The 18189-nt window shown below is 71.9% G+C and carries 15 protein-coding genes and 1 tRNA gene; 12 read left to right on the top strand and 4 right to left on the bottom strand.

All coding sequences use genetic code 11. The features are described 5' to 3' along the window. Window positions 1-187 precede the first annotated feature (187 nt). Window positions 188-424, top strand: coding sequence for an addiction module protein (locus WMF24_RS20660; protein WP_437738144.1), 237 nt, complete (start codon window positions 188-190; stop codon window positions 422-424). Between the two features lie 310 nt (window positions 425-734). Here WMF24_RS20660 and WMF24_RS20655 read toward each other — a convergent pair whose 3' ends face one another. Continuing rightward, window positions 735-3215 carry an AAA family ATPase gene (locus WMF24_RS20655; protein WP_437738143.1) on the bottom strand — a complete coding sequence of 827 codons (2481 nt, stop codon included), beginning with the start codon at window positions 3213-3215 and terminating at the stop codon, window positions 735-737. Window positions 3216-3296: 81 nt separating this feature from the next. Continuing rightward, complete coding sequence (locus WMF24_RS20650) at window positions 3297-3623, bottom strand: metallophosphoesterase family protein (protein WP_437738142.1); 327 nt, start codon at window positions 3621-3623, stop codon at window positions 3297-3299. Window positions 3624-4515: 892 nt separating this feature from the next. On the opposite strand from WMF24_RS20650, the gene WMF24_RS20645 reads away from it, so the two are divergent. From WMF24_RS20645 to WMF24_RS20620, 6 genes are all read left to right on the top strand, one after another. Then, window positions 4516-4743, top strand: coding sequence for a hypothetical protein (locus tag WMF24_RS20645; protein ID WP_437738141.1), 228 nt, complete (start codon window positions 4516-4518; stop codon window positions 4741-4743). A gap of 260 nt (window positions 4744-5003) precedes the next feature. Next, on the top strand, window positions 5004-6779 hold the full coding sequence (locus tag WMF24_RS20640) for a serine/threonine protein kinase (protein ID WP_437738140.1): 1776 nt from the start codon (window positions 5004-5006) through the stop codon (window positions 6777-6779). Next, window positions 6772-7386: a hypothetical protein gene (locus WMF24_RS20635; RefSeq protein WP_437738139.1), complete on the top strand. Its 615-nt coding sequence runs from the start codon at window positions 6772-6774 to the stop codon at window positions 7384-7386. Before WMF24_RS20640 ends, WMF24_RS20635 begins: the two co-directional genes overlap by 8 nt. Before the next feature lie 172 nt (window positions 7387-7558). Further along, entirely contained in the window at window positions 7559-8920 is a 1362-nt protein-coding gene (locus tag WMF24_RS20630; protein WP_437738138.1) for a glutamine synthetase family protein, read from the top strand. Beyond that, complete coding sequence (locus tag WMF24_RS20625) at window positions 8917-10071, top strand: iron-containing alcohol dehydrogenase (RefSeq protein ID WP_437738137.1); 1155 nt, start codon at window positions 8917-8919, stop codon at window positions 10069-10071. The genes WMF24_RS20630 and WMF24_RS20625 overlap by 4 nt, the downstream gene beginning before the upstream one ends. Before the next feature lie 303 nt (window positions 10072-10374). Continuing rightward, window positions 10375-11016 carry a sterol desaturase family protein gene (locus tag WMF24_RS20620; protein ID WP_437738136.1) on the top strand — a complete coding sequence of 214 codons (642 nt, stop codon included), beginning with the start codon at window positions 10375-10377 and terminating at the stop codon, window positions 11014-11016. 373 nt (window positions 11017-11389) lie between these two features. Here the strand turns inward: WMF24_RS20620 and WMF24_RS20615 are convergent, their stop codons facing one another. After that, on the bottom strand, window positions 11390-11707 hold the full coding sequence (locus tag WMF24_RS20615) for a hypothetical protein (RefSeq protein WP_437738135.1): 318 nt from the start codon (window positions 11705-11707) through the stop codon (window positions 11390-11392). A 264-nt stretch (window positions 11708-11971) separates the two neighbouring features. Between WMF24_RS20615 and WMF24_RS20610 the strand changes: the two genes are divergently transcribed. The 5 genes from WMF24_RS20610 to WMF24_RS20590 all read left to right on the top strand — a co-directional run bounded on the left by WMF24_RS20610 (window position 11972) and on the right by WMF24_RS20590 (window position 17413). After that, window positions 11972-12508: a hypothetical protein gene (locus WMF24_RS20610; protein ID WP_437738134.1), complete on the top strand. Its 537-nt coding sequence runs from the start codon at window positions 11972-11974 to the stop codon at window positions 12506-12508. A 103-nt stretch (window positions 12509-12611) separates the two neighbouring features. After that, a tRNA-Gly gene (locus WMF24_RS20605) sits at window positions 12612-12684 on the top strand. A 432-nt stretch (window positions 12685-13116) separates the two neighbouring features. Continuing rightward, window positions 13117-14565: a flippase gene (locus tag WMF24_RS20600; protein ID WP_437738133.1), complete on the top strand. Its 1449-nt coding sequence runs from the start codon at window positions 13117-13119 to the stop codon at window positions 14563-14565. A 415-nt stretch (window positions 14566-14980) separates the two neighbouring features. Next, a complete protein-coding gene (locus tag WMF24_RS20595; RefSeq protein WP_437738132.1) occupies window positions 14981-16558 on the top strand; it encodes a protein kinase domain-containing protein in 1578 nt (525 codons plus the stop codon). Window positions 16559-16627: 69 nt separating this feature from the next. Continuing rightward, entirely contained in the window at window positions 16628-17413 is a 786-nt protein-coding gene (locus tag WMF24_RS20590; RefSeq protein ID WP_437738131.1) for a hypothetical protein, read from the top strand. On the opposite strand, the gene WMF24_RS20585 is transcribed toward WMF24_RS20590, so the two are convergent. Continuing rightward, entirely contained in the window at window positions 17377-17637 is a 261-nt protein-coding gene (locus WMF24_RS20585; RefSeq protein WP_437738130.1) for a GlsB/YeaQ/YmgE family stress response membrane protein, read from the bottom strand. The genes WMF24_RS20590 and WMF24_RS20585 overlap by 37 nt on opposite strands. Window positions 17638-18189 lie beyond the last annotated feature (552 nt).

Genomic DNA, 18189 nt, shown 5'->3' with positions numbered 1-18189 from the left:
CCGAGGGGCCGTGGTCCGCCGGGCGGGGTCAGGGGTGGACGGACGAATGCAGGCAGGAGGGGTCGTCTAGCCGATCATCGGGCACGAATGACGAGGTAGGGCGTAATGCTAGCTGCCGTGCTGAGCTGGCCCAGCGTGGCTCGACGGGTCGATCTGGAGTGCAAGGCCAGGTACACTGGACGCCCCGATGGCTGATCCCACCCAGGACATCCTCGCCGCCGCTCTGTCGCTTCCCGAAGCAGAGCGCCTCAAGGTCGCGTCCGAGTTGCTCGCCAGCGTCGAGGAACCGTACGAGGATGCCTGGAACGCTGCGTGGATCGAGGAGCTCGAGCGCAGGGAGCAGGCGGTGCGCGATGGCGGCAGCGGGGGGAACGCGTGGGCCGAGGTCCGGGCGCGGGTAATCGCGCGACTGGGCGCTCGTTGACGTGGCGGATCGTTGTTGGCGTCGACGCGCAGGCCGAGCTGGACGAGGCTGCCGTTTCCCTTCTGTCGTGCTCTTCAATGCAGAGGGCGCTTGGGTCCAAGTTGTCGCGTTCGCTCACGCGAAGCGGCGACCGGGTACTGGATGCGACGCTCGGGCCAGTGAGAGGTCTCCCGGTCTTCACCCGTCCGCGATCCGATCCGCGGTTGTCCGGCTGGGGTGAGGCAGCAAGCCGAGAGCTGAGCGAGAGTTCCCCTGGATGGGCAAGATTCGCGGGTGGACGCCTCGAGTGCGCTTGGGCCTGGCAGCGCACTCAGTCCGACAGACCGTAGTGCTGCTGGATTTGGCGAATCTGGTCGGCCTCGGGAATCCCTAGGCTGACCGCGGCGGAGTAGGCGAGCTCGAGGAGGCCGGCGGCATCGCCGCGGTCACCCGGGGCGCTGCGGGCGAGGAGGCAGAGCGCAATCTTGGCGCGTGCGATGAGGGTGTCCCGAGTGGCGCCGAGCCGCTCGAAGACGGGAAGCAGTTCTTGTTGTCGTATGTGCAGCGCCTCGTCGAGCTGGCCTCTTGCCTGGGCGATGTCGGCGATCTTGCCCAAGGTGACGGCGCGCGCGCGGACGTCGCCGAGCCGCTCGAAGACGGGAAGCTGTTCTTGTTGTCGTATGCGCAGCGCCTCGTCGAGCTGGCCTCTTGCCTGGGCGATGTCGGCGCGACAGCCCGCGGCGAGCGCGGCTTCCCGCTCGTCCCCCCTGGCCCGGTCCACAGCCAGTTTCTGCTCTGCCGCCTCTGCAGCCCTGTCCATGGCGCCCACCCTCCGCGCCACGTTGGCCAGCGTCCAGAGCAGGTCGGACCGTTCCTTCGGCTCGCTCCGTTCCGCCAGACCCCGCGCGCAGAACTCCATCCACACGTGGAACGGCCCATTTCGTATCGCGTACTGCGACCCTGCGCGCTCCACCCGCACCACATCCTCCCCGCTCACCCGCGCGAGCCATGCCGACAGCGCGCCCGCCTCGCGTGTCACATCCTTCCACGGCTGCTCCGCCTTCGCCTGCAGCCGAGTCACGAACCATTCTGTCATTCGAGCCATCACCGTGGTCTCATCCGCGCCCCGCCGCAGCCACTCCGAGAGCAGCGGATGGATCCGCCAGGCATCCTCCTCCCGCCCCTCCGCCGGCATCACCAGGGAGAGCTTTCCCGCGTTGTTCATCAACCGGCCGAAATCCACGGCGGCGAGCCCGGCGAGAGCTTCACCGAGGCTTCGCCCGAACCCGCCGAGCGGCGCATGCCCCAGCGCGCGCAGCCCCGCGATGAGCGCGTCCGTGTCAGCCCCGAGTTGCCTGCCGAGCAACGCCAGCGAGAGCGAGAACGTCCGGTGGAGGTTCGCCCGCCGTGGATCCTCCTGGAGCAGCCTGTCGTCCGGATAGTTCGGCTCAAGGTCGAACCCGCTCCGCCGCAGCTCGTCGAGGAACGTCCCCGCATCATATCCACCCTCGCGCAGGTACCCGGCGGCGAGGTATAGGGCCAGCGGTAAGCGTCCAAGCTCCCGCACGAGGCGTTTTAGGTCCTCCCTCTTCCCCCGCACGCGCTCGGGTGGAAGCTCGGCCTCGATCTGCTCCAGCGCCGTTGGCTCGTCGAACTCCGCTACCGGAACGCGCGCCCAACCCGCACCATTTCCGAGCCCCTTGTAGCGGCCTGTCACGATCATCGGACAGTCCCGCAACGACCTCGAGAGCAGCGCGACCGCGCCCGCCGCCGCCTCGCTGTCCACGTTCTCCACGTGCAGGAGCGCCAGCGGCGCACGCAGCCGGTCGCGTACGCGTGCAGCCATCTCCTCCGACGATGCGCGCAGGGACAACTCATCCGCAATCTGCCCGAGCAGCGCGGATGCGAGCGGCTCCGCCGCACGGCTCTCTTCCGGCTGGAGCGCGACGAGCACCGCCCCGCCCGGGAAGTCGCTGGCCCGGTCGAGCCGGAACTGCTCCGCGAGGTACGACTTGCCCACGCCTGGCATCCCCTGCACCGCGCAGATCGCGGCAGGCTTGCGCTCGCCCGCGCTGGGCAGGAGCGCGTCGGCAATACGCTGCAGCTCGTCTCGTCGCCCGACAAAGACGCGGCCACGCGTGGAGGGTGGGGGCGGAGGATCGGTCGGAGGGCGCACCACCCAGGTGAGGCGTCCGTTTGGCGCCTCTGCGTACAAGCTTCCATCATCGAACCAGAAGCCCGTCTGGCGATCGGAGAACCCGCGCAGCCGCACGTCGTAGCGCTTCGGCCTTCCCTCTCCGTCCAGCGTCACGTCGAAGAGGTGGCAGGCGTTCGGCCATGTATTTCCGAGACTCCCCTCGTAGAGGCATCCCGCCGCGACCTGACGCAGCATCTGCCCGGGGCCCACCCACGCCGCGATCTCTTCGCGATGCAGGTGCCCGCGCAGGACCAGATCCACGTGCTGGGCGAGCAGGTCGCGGCAACTGTCGGCATCCCGGAGATCCGTGAGCGGATGGTGCATGAGCGCGAGTCGGAAGCCCGGCAAGGTCCTGCCGTCCTCGGCCATAACGAGGCGCGCCACCTGATCCTCGGTGAGCAGGAGGTTGCCGCTGTCCGCGTTGTCGCCACCGAGCCACGCCGAGTCGAGACCGATGACCTGAACGTCGAACGGCAAGCCAGGCACGCACACGCGGTAGCCGAGGCGCCCGTGCGGCGAGCGAGCCGGCAAGAGAGCCTCACGCCCGATGGACGACAACCACGCACGGAAGGCCGCCCCTCGCTCGAGAACCTGCTCGCGGTGCTTGTCCTGCAAGCCCCGTGGCGTCCTTCCGCCCAGTAGCCAGCGCGACCTCTCGATCGCGGGGACATCGAACAGCAGGGCGCGCAGCTTCTTTCACGCAGCCTGGTTCGTCCTGCGATGGATGTCGTGGTTCCCCGGTATCACGAAGAACCGCTCCTTCGGCACGTGGAGCCGCCCGATCGTCGCTTCCACGAACTCCGTCGCTGGCCCATACTCCTCCGGGGTCCCGTGGTCGGCGACATCGCCGGTGAAGCAGACAAGGTCGATCGGGATCCCGTCCTCCACGAGCTCGTCGAGGTTCCTCTCCCACGCCTCACCGAGCACGCGCCGCCTGCGCCATGCCTCTGTCTCGCGCGGTCCGCGCACGTGGAGATCCGAGATGTGCAGGACGCGTAACCTGTGCTCACGCTCTTTGGCCATGGTCCCTCTGCCGAGGATATCAGGCCCCGGCATCGTCTTCAGAAACCGCTCAACCAACACTCAGCGATGGCGTCTCCACCCGGCCAGCACGTCGATTACCCGCCCCGGTGCAGCGCGAGGAGGGAGAACAAGCCGTAGCTGCGCCCAACGCGAGCTGGAGCGCGGCGAGAGGCCACCGGCCAGCGTATTGAAGTAAGTTGTCTTACTGGGAGGTGCCACCAAGAGGCGGTCAGCGCGAGTTGGAATGCCGCGAGCGGTGGCCGGAGGGTGGTTCGCGTAAGCTGTCTTACTTCATGACGCCGCTCGGAGGCGCTCGGCGCAAGTTGACATGCCGCAAGGGCCCACCGGGCGGCGTGTCTGCGTAAGCTGCCTTACTTCGTGGTGCCGCCGGGCGGCGTTCGGCGCAAGCTGGAATGCCGCGAGGGGCCGCCGGGAGGCGATTGGAGTAAGATGTCTTACTTTGAGGTGCCACGAGGAGGCGCTCGGCGGCCGCTGGGATGCGCCAGGACGCCACCGGGACGCGATCGCGGGCAGCTCCGTGTGTGTGGAAGCCGTGCATCGGCTGCACCGAACGCCTTGAAGCTCGCGTTCCGCGCTGCCGGTGGTCGGCAGGCCGGGACGCCAGCCGGAGCTCCGGCGTGAGCGGGCGCCGCCGGGGCGGCCGTCATGGAGATGGAGAGCAGGATACCGAGGCTCCTCCTCGACCTCGCTCGACCGCGCCGATCGCGCATCCCCTCGGTCCGCAGGCGCTCGTCACAAGCCCGCTCGTCCGCACGAGGCCGACCCCATCGCCCCCGCATCCGCCCGGGGCCTGCCGAGGACGAAAGCACCCCCGCGACGCCCGCCGGCTTGCGGTAGGGCCCGTCATGGCTAGGCTGGTCCGCACCCAGCCATGACGCCCTTCGATTTTGTCATCGGCGCCGCCCTCGCGGCGCTCCTTGCTTTTCAGATCTACGTGACCGTGCGCGTCTTCCGAAGCCGCGTCTACGAGCCCAAGCAGAAGGTCTACCAGGCACAGCTCGTCTGGCTGCTCCCGATCATCGGCGCCGGCCTCGTCTTCTCGATCCTCCAGGAAGAAGACAAGTCCCGCCGCGACGCCTCCTCCCACCTCCGGAGCTGAGCCGGCTCCCTCCGCCGCCGGGCCGCGCCGTAAGGCCGCCCGGCCGCCACGCCGGCGAGCCCGCCCGCCTCACGTCCAGCCGCCCGCCTCGCTCGCTTCTCCCCCTCCGTCCTCCACGCTCATCTGGCCACCTCGACGCATCCACCGCGATGCGGCGCGGCGGTGGAAGATCGAACGGATCGAACGGATCGGACGATCGAACAGGAAAATTCGGTTTCACCCTTCGGTCCAGCGGCGCCGTGCGCTATGGCTCAGGGAGCATGGCGGACGACGTCTTCGGCATCGTCGGGACCACGCAGGCGGGTAATTTCCACGTCGAGCAGGTGGTCGCAGAGGGGGGATTCGGCGTGGTGTACCGCGCCATCCATGCCGGTTTTCGCGCGCCGGTCGCCTTGAAGTGCCTGAAGGTGTCCGAGGCGAAGACGCCGCGCGAACGCCAGCTCTTCCTGGAAAAATTCCGCGAGGAGGCCCAGCTCCTCTTCCGGCTCTCCGCCTCCATCCCGGAGGTCGTCCGCCCCCTCCACGTCGACGTTCTCCACCTGAAGCGGGGGGAGTTCGTCCCGTTCCTCGCCCTCGAGTGGCTGGAGGGCGAGTCGCTCGACAAGGTCATCGACCGGCGCAGGCTCAAGGGGGAGCCGCCCATCCCGCTCCACCGGCTGATGAAGATGATGCGCCCCATCGCGCAGGCGATCGCGCGCGCGCACCGCTTCCCGAGCCCGAACGGCACGGTGTCGATCATCCACCGCGACCTCAAGCCCGAGAACATCTTCATCACCACGCAGGAGGGGACCGAGCGCCTCAAGATCCTCGACTACGGCATCGCCCAGGCGAAGACGCTCGCCGAGCAGGCGGTGGGCCGGGTGACGAACGGTGACCCGCTGAACGCGTTCTCGCCGGCGTACGGCGCGCCCGAACAGTGGGCGCCGAAGCGGTTCGGACAGGCGGGAACCTGGACCGACGTCTGGGGTCTGGCGCTCACCATGGTCGAGGCGCTCGTCGGACGGCAGGTGATCGAGGGCGAGGCGCAGGCGATGATGGGGACGGCGCTCGACGTGAAGCGCCGGCCAACGCCCCGGACCGAGGGCGCCAACATCCCGCCGGAGGTCGACGCCGTGTTCGAGCGCGCCCTCGCGGTGAGCCCGCGCGACCGCACGCGCGATATCGAGACGTTCTGGTCGGAGCTCGAGGCGGCGATGGGGCTCGCGCCCTCGTTCGGGCGGGCCTCCGCGGACGACGCGTACTCGGTGCCGCCGCCGTCGTCGTCGATGCGCGCGGGCCCCCAGGTCAAGCGCGGCGCGCACGTATGGCTCGACACGCCCGCGGACGGCGGGTCGCTGGAGCTCGACCTCGACATGGCCCCGGCCTCGATGCGCTCGCCGAAGGGGGGGCGCCGCGAGGGCCCGGCGAGCAGCGCGCGCCCGGGGCCGCCCCCGGACTCGGCCGGGCTCGAGATGGACCTGCCCGAGGGGCCGGCGCCGAGCGCGCTGGGGCGAGGGATGGGCGCGCTCGCCCCCGAGGGCGTGCCCGCCAGCGGGCGAGGCCGCATGCGCGACGAGCGCGCCGGCCTCGCGGAGGCGACGCCCGTCGGCGTGCTGCCGCGCGCCGTCGGGATGGAGACCGGGCCGACGAGCGCGCGGGTGCGCATCGGCGGCATGCTGGAGAGCGCGCCGCCGATGGAGGTGGCGCTCGGCGCGACGCCGCGCGCGACCTCGATGGCGCCCGCGGCGCTCCGCCCGCTGTCGGACATGCCGTCGGCCCGCTACAGGCCGCTGTCGGCGCGACCGCCGGCGGACGTGCGGCCGCGCCCCCCGGACCCGAAGCCGAGCGCCGGGCCGACCCTCGTCCAGCAGCTCGCGCTGCCGATCGCGTGCATCGTGTTCGCCTGCGTGCTCACCGTGGCCGACCTCATCATCAAGCGATCGGGCGAGGCGCTGAGCTTCGGCCCCGTGCGCGCCTTCTGGGTCGCCGGCGTGCTCCTCCTCGTCGGCGTCGGCCTGTTCTTCTGGCGCATGCTCGGAGATCCCGGAGATGCCTGACGCGACCCCCGGCAGCGCGCTCGCGGAGCAGCGCGCCGACCAGAGCGTGTCGGCCCGCTTCACGCGGCTGATGAACGCGTCGACCTCGCGGTGGGGCGTGCTCACCGATCCCCCGCTCGTGTCGCTCGCGTCGGGCGCCTTCCTCCTCGCGTTCCTCGGGGCGCTCGGCCGCGACGCGGGCCCCTCGGTCGCGCGCGCGCTCGGCGGCCTCATCGTCGCGCCGATCGCGATCGCGCTCGTCGTCAGCCTGGCGCTGCGCGGCGCGCGGCGCGAGGTCGTCGCGTGGCTCGCGCGCCAGCCGTTCCCGGTGGAGAACCTGAACGCCGTGCTGAACGGGCTCGGCGAGGCGCTCGAGGTCACCTTCGCCGGCGCGGTCCCGGAGACGGCGGAGCTCAACGCCGAGCTCGACAAGGTGCACCCGGATGTGTTCGTGACGGGCGGCGTGGAGGACGCGCGCTCGCTGGACCTCCGCATCGGCGTCGTCGACTCGAAGCGAAACCCGTCCGTCACGAACCACCGGCGCTACGTGCGCGTCCGCGAGATCGTCGAGCGCGTCCTCGTGCCGCTCGCGGAGCGCTACCCGATCGAGAGCGTCCGGGTGAAGTAGTCGCACGCCGAACGCAACGAGAGCGCAAGCCGAGCGCAACGAGAGCGCAGGCCGAGCGCAAACAGGACGCAAGCCGAGCGCGACCAGAACGCAAATGGAGCCCAGGCGGAGCGCGAGGCGCCGCGCGCGCGGCTTGCCATCCCGCCCGGTACCCCTGCTATCGTCGCGGCCCATGACCGCCTCGACCTCCGAGAAGCTCCTCTCCGATCTGGAAGCCCGGGGCATCACCCGCGCCAAGATCGGCGGCTTTGACATCGACGGGATCCTCCGCGGCAAGTACGTCTCCCTCGAGAAGCTGAAGAGCGCGCTCGGGAGCGGCTTCGGGTTCTGCGACGTGATCTTCGGCTGGGACATCGCGGACGTCCTCTACGACAACGCCAAGGTCACCGGCTGGCACACCGGCTACCCGGACGCGCACGCGGTCCTCGACCCGAGCACGCTGCGCGACATGCCGTGGGAGCCGAACACCGTCGCGATGCTCGCCGACTTCCGCGACGAGCGCGGCGGCCCGCACCCCGCGTGCCCGCGCTCGCTGCTCCGGAGCGTCATCGCGAAGGGCGAGCGCATGGGCTACTCGGCGAAGCTCTCGTGCGAGTTCGAGTTCTTCCTCTTCGAGGAGACGCCGCGCTCGCTGCACGAGAAGCGCTTCGCCGGCCTGACGCCGCTCAGCCCCGGCATGTTCGGCTACTCGTGGGTCCGCGAGGGCCAGAACAAGAACCTCATGGCGGCCATCCTCGACCAGATGCGCGCCTTCGACGTCGAGATCGAGGGCCTGCACACCGAGACCGGGCCGGGCGTGTACGAGGCGGCGATCCGCTACGACGACGCGCTCCGCGCCGCGGACAAGGCCGCGCTGTTCAAGGTCGCCATGAAGCAGATCGCCCACGAGCACGGCCTCTCGGTGACGTTCATGGCGAAGTGGAACGCCGAGCTCCCCGGATCGAGCGGCCACCTGCACCAGAGCCTCTGGAAGGACGGCCGCAACGTCTTCGACGACGCGTCGGCGCCCGATCGGCTCCCGGCCGCGCTGCGCCACTACGTCGGCGGTCAGATCGCGCTCATGCCCGAGCTCACCGCGATCTACTCGCCGACGATCAACGCCTACAAGCGGTACGTGCCCGGCGTCTGGGCGCCGCTCACCGCGAGCTGGGGCGTCGAGAACCGCACGGCGGCGATCCGCCTCATCGGGCTCGGCACGCCGGGCGCGCGCGTCGAGTACCGGCAGACGGCCGCGGACATCAACCCGTACATCGCCATGGCCGCGTGCCTCGGCGCGGGGCTCCACGGCATCGAGCACGGCGTCGAGCCGCCGCCCGAGGCCTCCGGGGACGCGTCGGTCGCCGAGTCCTCGCGCCTGTCCTTGCCGCGCACGCTCGCGGACGCCACCCGGATGCTCGCGGGGAGCCAGAAGGCCCGGGAGATCCTCGGCGAGCGGTTCGTCGATCATTATGTCAGGACGCGCGACTGGGAGGTGCGGCAGTACGATCGCGCGGTCACGGATTGGGAGCTGAAGCGCTACTTCGAGGCGGTGTGATCATGAGCCAGTTCACGGTTTGGAGCTTTCCTACACGCATCCTCTTCGGCGCCGGCGTCGTCGCGCAGACGGGCGCCGAGGCGCGCCGGCTCGGCGCGTCGCGGGCGCTGATCGTCACGGACAAGGGCGTCGTCCGATCGGGGCTCCTCGAGCCCGTCGCCGCGTCGCTGAAGAAGGAGGGCGTCGAGGTCGCCGTCTTCGACGACGTGCTCGGCAACCCCATCGAGAAGAACGTGCACGACGGCGTCGCCGCGTTCCGGGACGCGCGCGCCGATCTCGTCGTCGCGCTCGGCGGCGGCTCGCCGCTCGACGTCGGCAAGCTCGTCCGCCTCGGCGTGAACCACGGCCGGCCGCTCGTCGACTACGACGACGCCACGGGCGGCGATCGCTTCATCACGCCCGACGTCCCGCCGATGCTCGCCGTCCCGACGACGGCCGGGACGGGCAGCGAGGTCGGCCGCTCGGGCGTCGTCACGCTCGACGTGAACCACCGCAAGACGGTGATCTTCTCCCCGTACCTGCTCGCGAACGCCGCGCTGCTCGATCCGGAGATGACGCGGTCGATGCCGGCCTTCCTCACGGCCGCGACGGGCTTCGACGCGCTCACCCACTGCGTCGAGGCGTACGTCGCGAAGGGCGATCACCCGATGGCCGACGGCATCGCGCTCGAGGGGATCCGCCTCGCCGCGGCGCACCTCGAGCGCGCGGTCACGCACGGCAACGACCTCGAGGCGCGCGGCGGCATGATGAAGGCGGCCATGATGGGCGCCGTCGCGTTCCAGAAGGGGCTCGGCGCGTGCCACTCGCTCGCCCATCCGCTCTCGAGCGAGTGCGGGCTGCACCACGGCCTCGCCAACGCGCTCTGCCTGCCGGCGGTCGTCGACTTCAACGTCGCCGCCGCGGGGCCGCGGCTCGCCCGCGTCGCGGCGCTCCTCGGCGCCGCCGAGGACGCGGCGGCGTGCGCGGACGCCGTCCGCGCCCTGCGCACCCGCATCGGGCTCGCGGCCGGCCTCGAGAAGGCGGGCGTCCCGCGCGACAAGCTCGACACGCTGGCCGACCTCGCCGCTCAGGACGCATGCCACGCGTGCAACCCGCGCCCGTGCTCGCGCGAGGATCTCCGCCAGCTCTACGAGGCCTCCTTCGCCGCCTGACGCCCGCGCCGGGGGCGCCAGGCGGCCACGGCGCGTCGGATCGCGGCTGCGTCGCGCCGTACGCGCGTGCCGCGCCCGCGACGTTCCCGTGACGCCCACGCGGCCACCCCCGGGCGAGCGCAAGCGTGCGTGGACGAGGGCAACCGGCGGCAACCGAGCGTTGGCGAGCGTTGGCGAGCGTTGGCGAGCGTTGACCAGCGCTGACCGCGGCGAGATGTCGGCCATTTGCCGGCATCCAGCGGGTCCGTGGATGCCGGCCTACCTCTGGCCGACAATGGATAAATGAGGTAGCAGGGGGGCACGATGACGGCGACGACCCCCACCGAGCGCACCGCGCGTCCAGCGACATGCCAGATGTTCGAGACGCCGCTCATCGAGCGGTTTTCGCGGATTCACCCGATCACGCCGTTCGCCTTCTGGCTCCCGGTTTACGGATATCTGAGCGTCCGGGCCGCGCGCAACGGGGTCGGCCTGATCGAGGGGCTCGGGCTCGTGCTGGCGGGCCTGTTCCTGTGGACGTTCGCCGAGTACGTCCTGCATCGATACGTGTTTCACTACGTCGGGCCGCGGCTGTGGCAGCGCCGGATGCACTTCGTCCTCCACGGGGTACACCATGATTTCCCGCAGGACGGGGACCGGCTCGTGATGCCGCTCGGCGCGAGCATCCCGCTCGGCGTCGTGTTCTACACGCTGTTCCGCGTCGTCTTTGGGCCTGTTCCAGCGGATCCGCTGTTCGTCGGCTTCGGCCTCGGGTACCTCGTGTACGATGGCACGCACTATGCCATTCATCACTTCCGCATGAGCTCTCGCTGGGGGAAGTGGATCAAGCGCCATCACATGGTCCATCACCACACGGGAGAGCACGCGCGGTGGGGCGTCTCGTCGCCGCTCTGGGACTGGGTCTTCGGGACGATGGGCACCTCGCAGCCGGGAAAAGGGAGCTGACCGGGAGATCGCGGGGCGCGCTCCGGAGCGCGGGTGGGGTGATCGTCCGAAGGGTGGGAATCGGTCCGAGGCGCCGTGGGTTGACGGGCCGTGAAACGGTCGCGTCTGGGCGCTTGTGCATGCGCGGCGTGCGTGGACTGCGCGGATGACGCGGCCGCGCCGCGTCGCATCGCGCTGATCGATCGTCGAGGAGGGGAGGGAGGCGCCGGATCGGGGCGGCTCGCCGCGGGGGCGCGCAGCCTTGCCGCGGGGTCGCGTGGAGGGGGAGGGCGGGGCGCGCGCGGTGATCGCGCCGCGCCCGCCCCGGCTCACGCGCGCGTCGGATGGGGTTGCTTGACGTGCCGCCCGGGGAGATCGAGGTTCAGCGGGCGCCTCACAGCGAGGAGGTCGTGCCGGGAGGAGGGGCGGGCTGCGCCGCCGGCGGCGGGTCGGGCAGCCGCCTCATCGCGCCTGCATAGAAGGTCCGCAGCGTGTTGCGCCCGCAGTAGGGGCACAGCCACGCCACGTCGAACCGGTCGAGGTGGGCGTTGATGCTGTGCGCCGGCGCGAGCTCCCGATCGGCCTCACCGGAGGCCGACCGACCGCGGGGAGCCCTGGTGGCCCACCCGGCGATGACGTGCCGGTGCTCGTCCAGGGTGGCTGAGAGGCTTGCCTGGCACTCGCAAGGAGTGGAGATGAGGAACCGACTCATGCGTAACCGTCCTTCGTAGATGTTTCCGTAAAACCATGTCGGCATGCCGCGACGCGGCGTGCCCGGGAAGCGCGCTCGGGAAGCGCCCGGGGCTTGCTCGGGAGCCATGCCCCGGTCCTGGTCCAGGTCGACGTGTCGACGTAACGATGTCCTGGGACATCGTCCCGAAAGAGACGGGTCCCCATATAAAGGTTGGTCAGTTTGAGCTCAAGGGGTGTTAGCCTGGAGTACGGTCGCCTTTGTGTGACCGAGGAAGGGGAGTCCATGAACGCTCGACGTGGCGCTCGTGAGCGCGCGACGCTGGCGTCCGGGAGGTTGCAGGTCGTCGAGACACGGCGTCCTGGGCCGCGCTCGGTGCGCAGCTTCAAGATCCTGCTCGCGCACGACGCGCGCGCGTCGACCTGCGATCCGCTGGCCCGCGCCATCGAGGACGCGCTGGAGAACGTCGAGATCGTGGACGCGTCGTCGATCGACGACGCCTTGCTCGCGTCGGCGACCGAGCGGTTCGACGCGTGCCTGGTCTGCCTGGATCTTCCGCCGGCCCCGCACGGCGGCGCGCGCCTGGCGAGCGAGCTCATGGCCACGAACCACCCGGTCGTGCTCGTGACGAGGAGCCTTCGCTGGCTGCCGCCCGACCGCCCCGCGCTGCAGAACCTGCCCTGGATCCCGCCCGACGCGGGCGCGGCCGAGATCACCAGCGCGATCACCGCGGCGACCAGCGAGTGCGACAGCATGATCCGCAGGCGCGCGCCGCTGCCCGGCGAGCTGCTCGACGCGCCCGCGTTGCGCGCGCGACGCTGAGCCGAGCGCCGGCGCGCCGCGAGCTGGACGCCGGATCAAAAAAAAACGGAGGAAGGGGGTTGCTCTGCGGCCCGTGATTCGGTAGAAGCTTCCTCCACCTCGCGCGGGACTAGCTCAGTTGGTAGAGCATCAGCTTCCCAAGCTGAGGGTCGCGGGTTCGAATCCCGTGTCCCGCTCCGAGGATCGCCGGCACCCTCCTGCGCTGGCGCTCCTCCTGCCGTTGGATGGCATGGGGCCGAGGATCGTCTCGCACCTCGGCGCCTCCGAGACGTCTCCCTGAGCTGAGCTCGGGAGCGGACAGCCTGCGCGCGCTGCGCACGGCGCCTCGTGGCTCGGTCGGTGATCGCCGAGCGCGACGTGCGGCGAGCCCGAAGCGCGCGCTGCGCGTGCCCGGCCGGCCTCGCCGCGCGCCTGGCCTGTGCGCTGGCGCTGCCTCGCCGCGCGCCGGGCCTGCGCGCTGGCCTGCCTCGCCGCGCGCCGGGCCTGCGCGCTGGCCTGCCTCGCCGCGCGAGACGGACGTGCTCTGGGGGCGCACGACCGCTGAATCCGGGGCCCTCCCGCTGCGTGGACAGCACTGCCCGACAGCATGGGGACACGCGGAGGTGCTCATGAAGGATGGCCGGCGCATCGCCCGGAACGCGGCGCTGCTGCTCCTCAAGCAGGCGATCATGGCCGTCCTCGGCGTTGTGTTCGTCGGCTACCTCGCGCGGAAGGTGGGGGTCGCCGACTGGGGCGAGTTCCAGGCCTCGCTCGCGATCGCGGGCATCGTCACGATCGCCGCCGGCGTCGGCGTGAGGGGATACCTGGCCCGCGAGATCGCCGTGCGGCCGGAGCTCGGACCGCGTCACCTCGGCGCGGCGCTCGCCATCCGCGGCGTGACCGGCGCGCTGGTGCTCGGCGCGACCGTGGCCGTCGCGCTCGCGACCCGATCGGGCGTCGGCGCGCAGCTCGTCGTGCTCGCCGCCGCGTCCCAGCTCGCGACGCTCCTCTACTCGACCATGTGGCTCTCGTTCGAGGCCCACGAGCGCTTCGAGTACATCCTCTACGCGGAGCTCGGCGCCAGGCTGTTCGTCATCGCGCTGTCGGCGGCGCTGCTCGCGCTCGGCTTCGGCGTCGTCGCGGTGGCCGCGGCGTTCCTGCTCGGCAACGTGCTGGAGCTCGGGATCACCGCGCACTACGTCCGCTCGCGGCTCTACCGGCCGGAGCTCGCGACGCCCCCCGCCGAGCTCTGGCAGATCACCAAGCGCAGCCTGCCGATCGGCGCGCTCGGCGCGCTCACGAGCGCGCTCCTCCAGGCCGACCGCGTCATGCTGCGCGCCCTCTGCGACGAGCAGGCCGTGGGCATCTACAGCGCCGCCTGGGTGCTCAGCGAGAACTTCCGCCTGCTGCCCGACGTCCTGCTCGGCGCCGCCTTCGCCGCGGGCATGCGCCTCTACGCCCAGGATGGCGGCGCGTTCGGGCGCCTCTACGGCGGCTGCATGCTCGTCGCCGCGCTCTTCGGGCTCCCGGTCGCCGCCGGCGTCTTCCTGCTCGCGCCGGACATCATCCGGCTCGTCTACGGAACGTCGGGCGACTACGCCCCGTCGGCGGACGTGCTCCGGATCCTCGCCTGCGGCGTCCCGGTGACGTTCGCGTTCCAGGTCGTGACGCTGCCGCTGCTCGCCGCGAAGCGCGAGGTCGCGATGGTGCAGGTGCTCGCGGTGACGCTCGTCGCCAAGGTCCTCTTGAACCTGCTCCTCTTGCCGCGCTACCGCGCCCTCGGCGCCGCGTGCGCGACGCTGGCCGTCAGCGCGGGGGCGCTCGTCGCGTCGTGGGGCATGACCGCGCGCTGGGCGCAGTTCGTCGAGCTCGGCCGGGTCGTCGCGATCTTCGTCGCGACGGCGGTGATGGCCAGCGCGGCCTACGCCGCGCGCGTCCTCGCGGGGATGTGGGCGGCGATCGCGGTGGGCGTCGCCGTCTACGTCGTGCTCCTCGTCGCCCTGCGCGCCGTCTCCTTCCGCGAGGTGCGCGCCCTGCTCGCGCGCCGGGTCCGCGCCTCGCCCGCTCCGGCGGCGTGATCCGCGCCCTCCGCGCCCGCGCCCGCGGCGTCAGCGCCGTCCGCCGCGGGCGGGCCCGGCGCGCGCGGCCTCGTGCGCGCGCGTGCGGACGAGGGCGATCCAGATTCCTCATTTTTCGCCGGAGATGGCGCTCGCCGCGGCTCCCTGCGGTTGCCGACATGCGCTCTCATCCGGCGGGATCCACGCAGGAAGCGCACGACGCCTGTGGCCCGGAGGTGACGGTGCCGCGACCCTGCACGTGGCATGCAGCGTGAATAGCGGAGGGCCGATGTGGCGGCGCGGGCAAGTCCGGGGGCTGGCCGGGGTGGGGCGACTCCGGCAGTGGATGGCGCGGCGGCCGTCCTCGCTCCGCGCCCTCGGCGCGCCGGGGCGAGACGAGGTGAGCGCGGCGGAGCAACCGTGGAGGTCCGGGGAGATGGACCTGCCCATGGGCGACGGCGGCTACGCGCTCCTCGCGCGCCTGTCGGCCGGCGGCATGGCCGAGCTGTTCCTCGCGTGCCGGCGCGGGTCGGCAGGGATCGCCCACCCCGTCGTCGTGAAGCGCCTTCGCCCCGAGGCGCGGCGCGATCCGTCGATCGTCCGGATGTTCCTGCGGGAGGCCTGGATCAGCGCCCGGCTCCAGCACCCGAACGTGATCCGGTTCCACGACTTCGTCTTTCACGAGGGGCGCCACCACCTCGTCGTCGAGTACGTCCCGGGCTGCGATCTCGCCGCGGCCGCGCGCGCGTACTTCGCCGAGGGGCGGCCGTTTCCGATCGAGGCGGCGCTCGAGATCGGCCTGGGCGTGCTGCGGGCGCTCGGGCACGCGCACGGGCTCCGCGACGACGCCGGGAGCCTCGTCGGGCTCGTGCACCGCGACGTGAGCCCGCAGAACGTGCTCCTCTCGCTGGAGGGCGAGATCAAGCTGATCGATTTCGGCGTCGCGAAGATGACGGCGATGACCGGAACCGGGATCGAGGACGCCGGCCCGCTCGGCCTGGCGTGGTGCGCCGGGGGCGCGGCGCCGTCGAGCGGCGCGGGCACCGTGAAGGGCAAGCTCGGTTACGTGGCGCCCGAGCAGCTCCACGGGCAGCGGATCGACGCGCGGGCGGATCTCTTCGCGGTCGGGGTGATCCTGTTCGAGCTGTTGACCGGGCGGCGCCTGTTCCACCGGAAGGACGACGTCGCGACGATGCACGCGGTGCTCTCCGGCGAGGTGCCGGCGATCGCGCCGCTCCGCCCGGCGTGCCCTGCGCTGCTCGAGGAGGCCGTGCGGCGGGCGCTCGCGCGCGATCCCGAGGGGCGCTTCGAGACCGCCGCGGAGATGGAGGAGGCGCTGGCCGAGGTGCTCGCGTCGCTGCGCAGCGCGCCGGGCGGGCGCGCCGAGCCGAGCTCGAGCGAGCGCGGCCTGCTCGCGGGCCAGGAGCTCGCGGCGCTCGTGCGCGACGTCACGAGCGGGCGCGATCGACACCGGTCGATGCTGGTGCGGGGCTGCCGGAGATCTGCCGGGATCCGCGGGCGGCCAGGCTCGAGGCAACCGGCCGCGAGCCGCCCTGGAGAAGACTCGCGGCAACCGGCCGCGAGCCGCCCCGGAGAAGACTCGCGGCAACCGGCCGCGAGGATCTCTGGAGAAGGCTCGATGCCACTGGCCGCGAGGATCTCTGGAGATGCGCCGCGGCAGAGCGCTGAGCGCAGCTCCGGGGGCGAGCGCGGCGAGGCGACGCCGCGGCCGCGCGGGCTCGGCGGGGGCGCACCGGAGGACGGAAGCGATCGAGGCGACCTCGTCGATGCCAGGGACGCCGCGACGCCCCACTGGAGGGACGCGCGACCGCAGCGGCGCGTCCGGCTTCTGCCCTGGCTCGTGATCGCGGCTGTCACGTTCGCCGCCGGCGCGCTCGCGGGCAGGGCGATCGGCGCGACAGGCGCCGAGCCCTCCCGCGCTGATCGCCGGCGCGGCGAGATCGCGGAGAGCGCGCGATCCGGGGCAGAGAGCCATTCGACGCCGCCGCGGTGATGCGCCGAACGCGAACGGCCCTTTGCGGTAGCGCGGGTAGCGCCGGGCTCGCTAACCTGGCCGGCCCTGATGCCCCTCCGGAAATCCCTGGGCCGTTCCTTCGCGATCGCCGTATTGACCGTACCCCTCCTCGCGAGCTCCACGAGCGGGAGCGCGCTCCCGCGCCCCGTCCTCGGCGAGCCGGAGGCGCCGAGCTGGCTCGGCGCTGCGATCGAGGCCCAGGCGATCTGCGTCGGGTCGACGGTGGCGAGCGCGGGCGAGCTCGGCGACGTCCTGTACTACCGCAGCGCGCCGGGCGAGCGCGGCGAGGTCTCCGTCGGCTATTACGCCTTCTTCTCGGAGGAGCGGCCCTGGGGCAACAACTGGCTCACCTGGACCGTGCTGCCCGCGCTCGCCGTGGACCTCGTCTACACGCACGCGCTGTTCGTCGGGCCGGGGGTCCAGCGCGTCATGTACGGCAAGGGCGACGTCGAGGGGTTCAGGATCGTCTACAGCGTGGGCGATGACGGGCGGCTCGCCGTCGAGCACGGGGTGGCCGACCGCGGCGATCACAGCGAGGTGCGGCTCGATCGCGCCGATCTGCTCTCGGTCGATCCCGCGCGGCCGACGGTCTACTCGCGGTGGTGGAGCCACCAGCTCGGCGGGCAGGGCGCGGCGCCGGACGATCTCGTGACCCGCCGGTGCTACGGCGCGGGCGAGATCCGGCCGCTGCCGCCGGACGTCGCGCTCGACTTCCGCCTCGATCGGCGCGCCGGGCCGGCTCGCGTGGTGCCCGCCGCGGCGCTGCTCGGGCAGCCCGCCGCACCGCCGCAAGGCGATCAGGGCCTCGCCTTGCGGCCGAGCGTCGCGTTGTAGATCGCGAGGAGGATGACGGCGCCCAGGATCGACGTGAAGAAGCCGCCGCTCGACTGGTACGACGGGTAGATCCCCAGGGCCCGTCCGATGAAGCCGCCGAGCAGGGCTCCGGCCATGCCCAGCAGCGCTGTCACGACGAAGCCACCCGGGTCGCGCCCGGGGGTGAGCAGCTTGGCGATGATGCCGACGATGAGCCCGAACAGGATCCACAACAGGACAGACATGGTTCGCTCCTCTCGTCACCGGGTCACGCCGAGGGGCGTCTTCCCGTGTCAACGCGGAGGCCAGCGTTTGCAGACGACGTGCCGGGCGCGGTGCGCTCCGTTCGCACCGAGGTGAGGCGGCCCCGGCGGGCGGCCCGAGCGGCGGCGGTGCCGGCGAGCGGCGCTGGGCATCGGCTGTACACGGCGCCCGCGGCCCGGGTGAGGTCGAGGATCGCCGCGCTGCGGGCGCGCGCTCCTCGGCGCGGGGTGAGCGCTTCGTTCGCACCGCACCCACGCCGCGGCGCTCGCGATCGCCCGGCGCCTCGTCGCTCCGGCGGCGATGCGCGCCCACCAGAGCTCGCGCGCCGCGCGCCCGATCAGAGCTCGCGCGCCGCGCGCCCGCCAGAGCTCGCGCGCCGCGCGCCGGACAACCGGGCTCCTGGAGCAACGATCACGTTGAGCGAGCGAGAAATGAACCGCCAAGACGCCAAGGACGCCAAGAAGAAGGTCTTGGCGTCTTGGCGGTTCGACGTTCTGCTCGTTTCAGGCGGGTTCAACCCGTTGGTTGCTCTA

The sequence above is a fragment of the Sorangium sp. So ce1335 genome (assembly GCF_051521615.1).
GTDB lineage: Bacteria > Myxococcota_A > Polyangia > Polyangiales > Polyangiaceae > Sorangium.
Note: the sequence above shows the minus strand (reverse complement) of the source record. Positions and strands in the feature narration are given on the sequence as shown.

Excerpts from the sequence above, each read along its gene's own strand:
- WMF24_RS20590 (WP_437738131.1), top strand. The coding sequence starts at position 16,628 with ATGCCCCTCCGGAAATCCCTGGGCCGTTCCTTCGCGATCGCCGTATTG.
- WMF24_RS20660 (WP_437738144.1), top strand. The coding sequence starts at position 188 with ATGGCTGATCCCACCCAGGACATCCTCGCCGCCGCTCTGTCGCTTCCC.
- WMF24_RS20610 (WP_437738134.1), top strand. The coding sequence starts at position 11,972 with ATGAACGCTCGACGTGGCGCTCGTGAGCGCGCGACGCTGGCGTCCGGG.
- WMF24_RS20620 (WP_437738136.1), top strand. The coding sequence starts at position 10,375 with ATGACGGCGACGACCCCCACCGAGCGCACCGCGCGTCCAGCGACATGC.
- WMF24_RS20615 (WP_437738135.1), bottom strand. The coding sequence starts at position 11,707 with ATGAGTCGGTTCCTCATCTCCACTCCTTGCGAGTGCCAGGCAAGCCTC.
- WMF24_RS20650 (WP_437738142.1), bottom strand. The coding sequence starts at position 3,623 with ATGGCCAAAGAGCGTGAGCACAGGTTACGCGTCCTGCACATCTCGGAT.
- WMF24_RS20640 (WP_437738140.1), top strand. The coding sequence starts at position 5,004 with ATGGCGGACGACGTCTTCGGCATCGTCGGGACCACGCAGGCGGGTAAT.
- WMF24_RS20600 (WP_437738133.1), top strand. The coding sequence starts at position 13,117 with ATGAAGGATGGCCGGCGCATCGCCCGGAACGCGGCGCTGCTGCTCCTC.
- WMF24_RS20585 (WP_437738130.1), bottom strand. The coding sequence starts at position 17,637 with ATGTCTGTCCTGTTGTGGATCCTGTTCGGGCTCATCGTCGGCATCATC.
- WMF24_RS20635 (WP_437738139.1), top strand. The coding sequence starts at position 6,772 with ATGCCTGACGCGACCCCCGGCAGCGCGCTCGCGGAGCAGCGCGCCGAC.
- WMF24_RS20645 (WP_437738141.1), top strand. The coding sequence starts at position 4,516 with ATGACGCCCTTCGATTTTGTCATCGGCGCCGCCCTCGCGGCGCTCCTT.
- WMF24_RS20630 (WP_437738138.1), top strand. The coding sequence starts at position 7,559 with ATGACCGCCTCGACCTCCGAGAAGCTCCTCTCCGATCTGGAAGCCCGG.
- WMF24_RS20595 (WP_437738132.1), top strand. The coding sequence starts at position 14,981 with ATGGACCTGCCCATGGGCGACGGCGGCTACGCGCTCCTCGCGCGCCTG.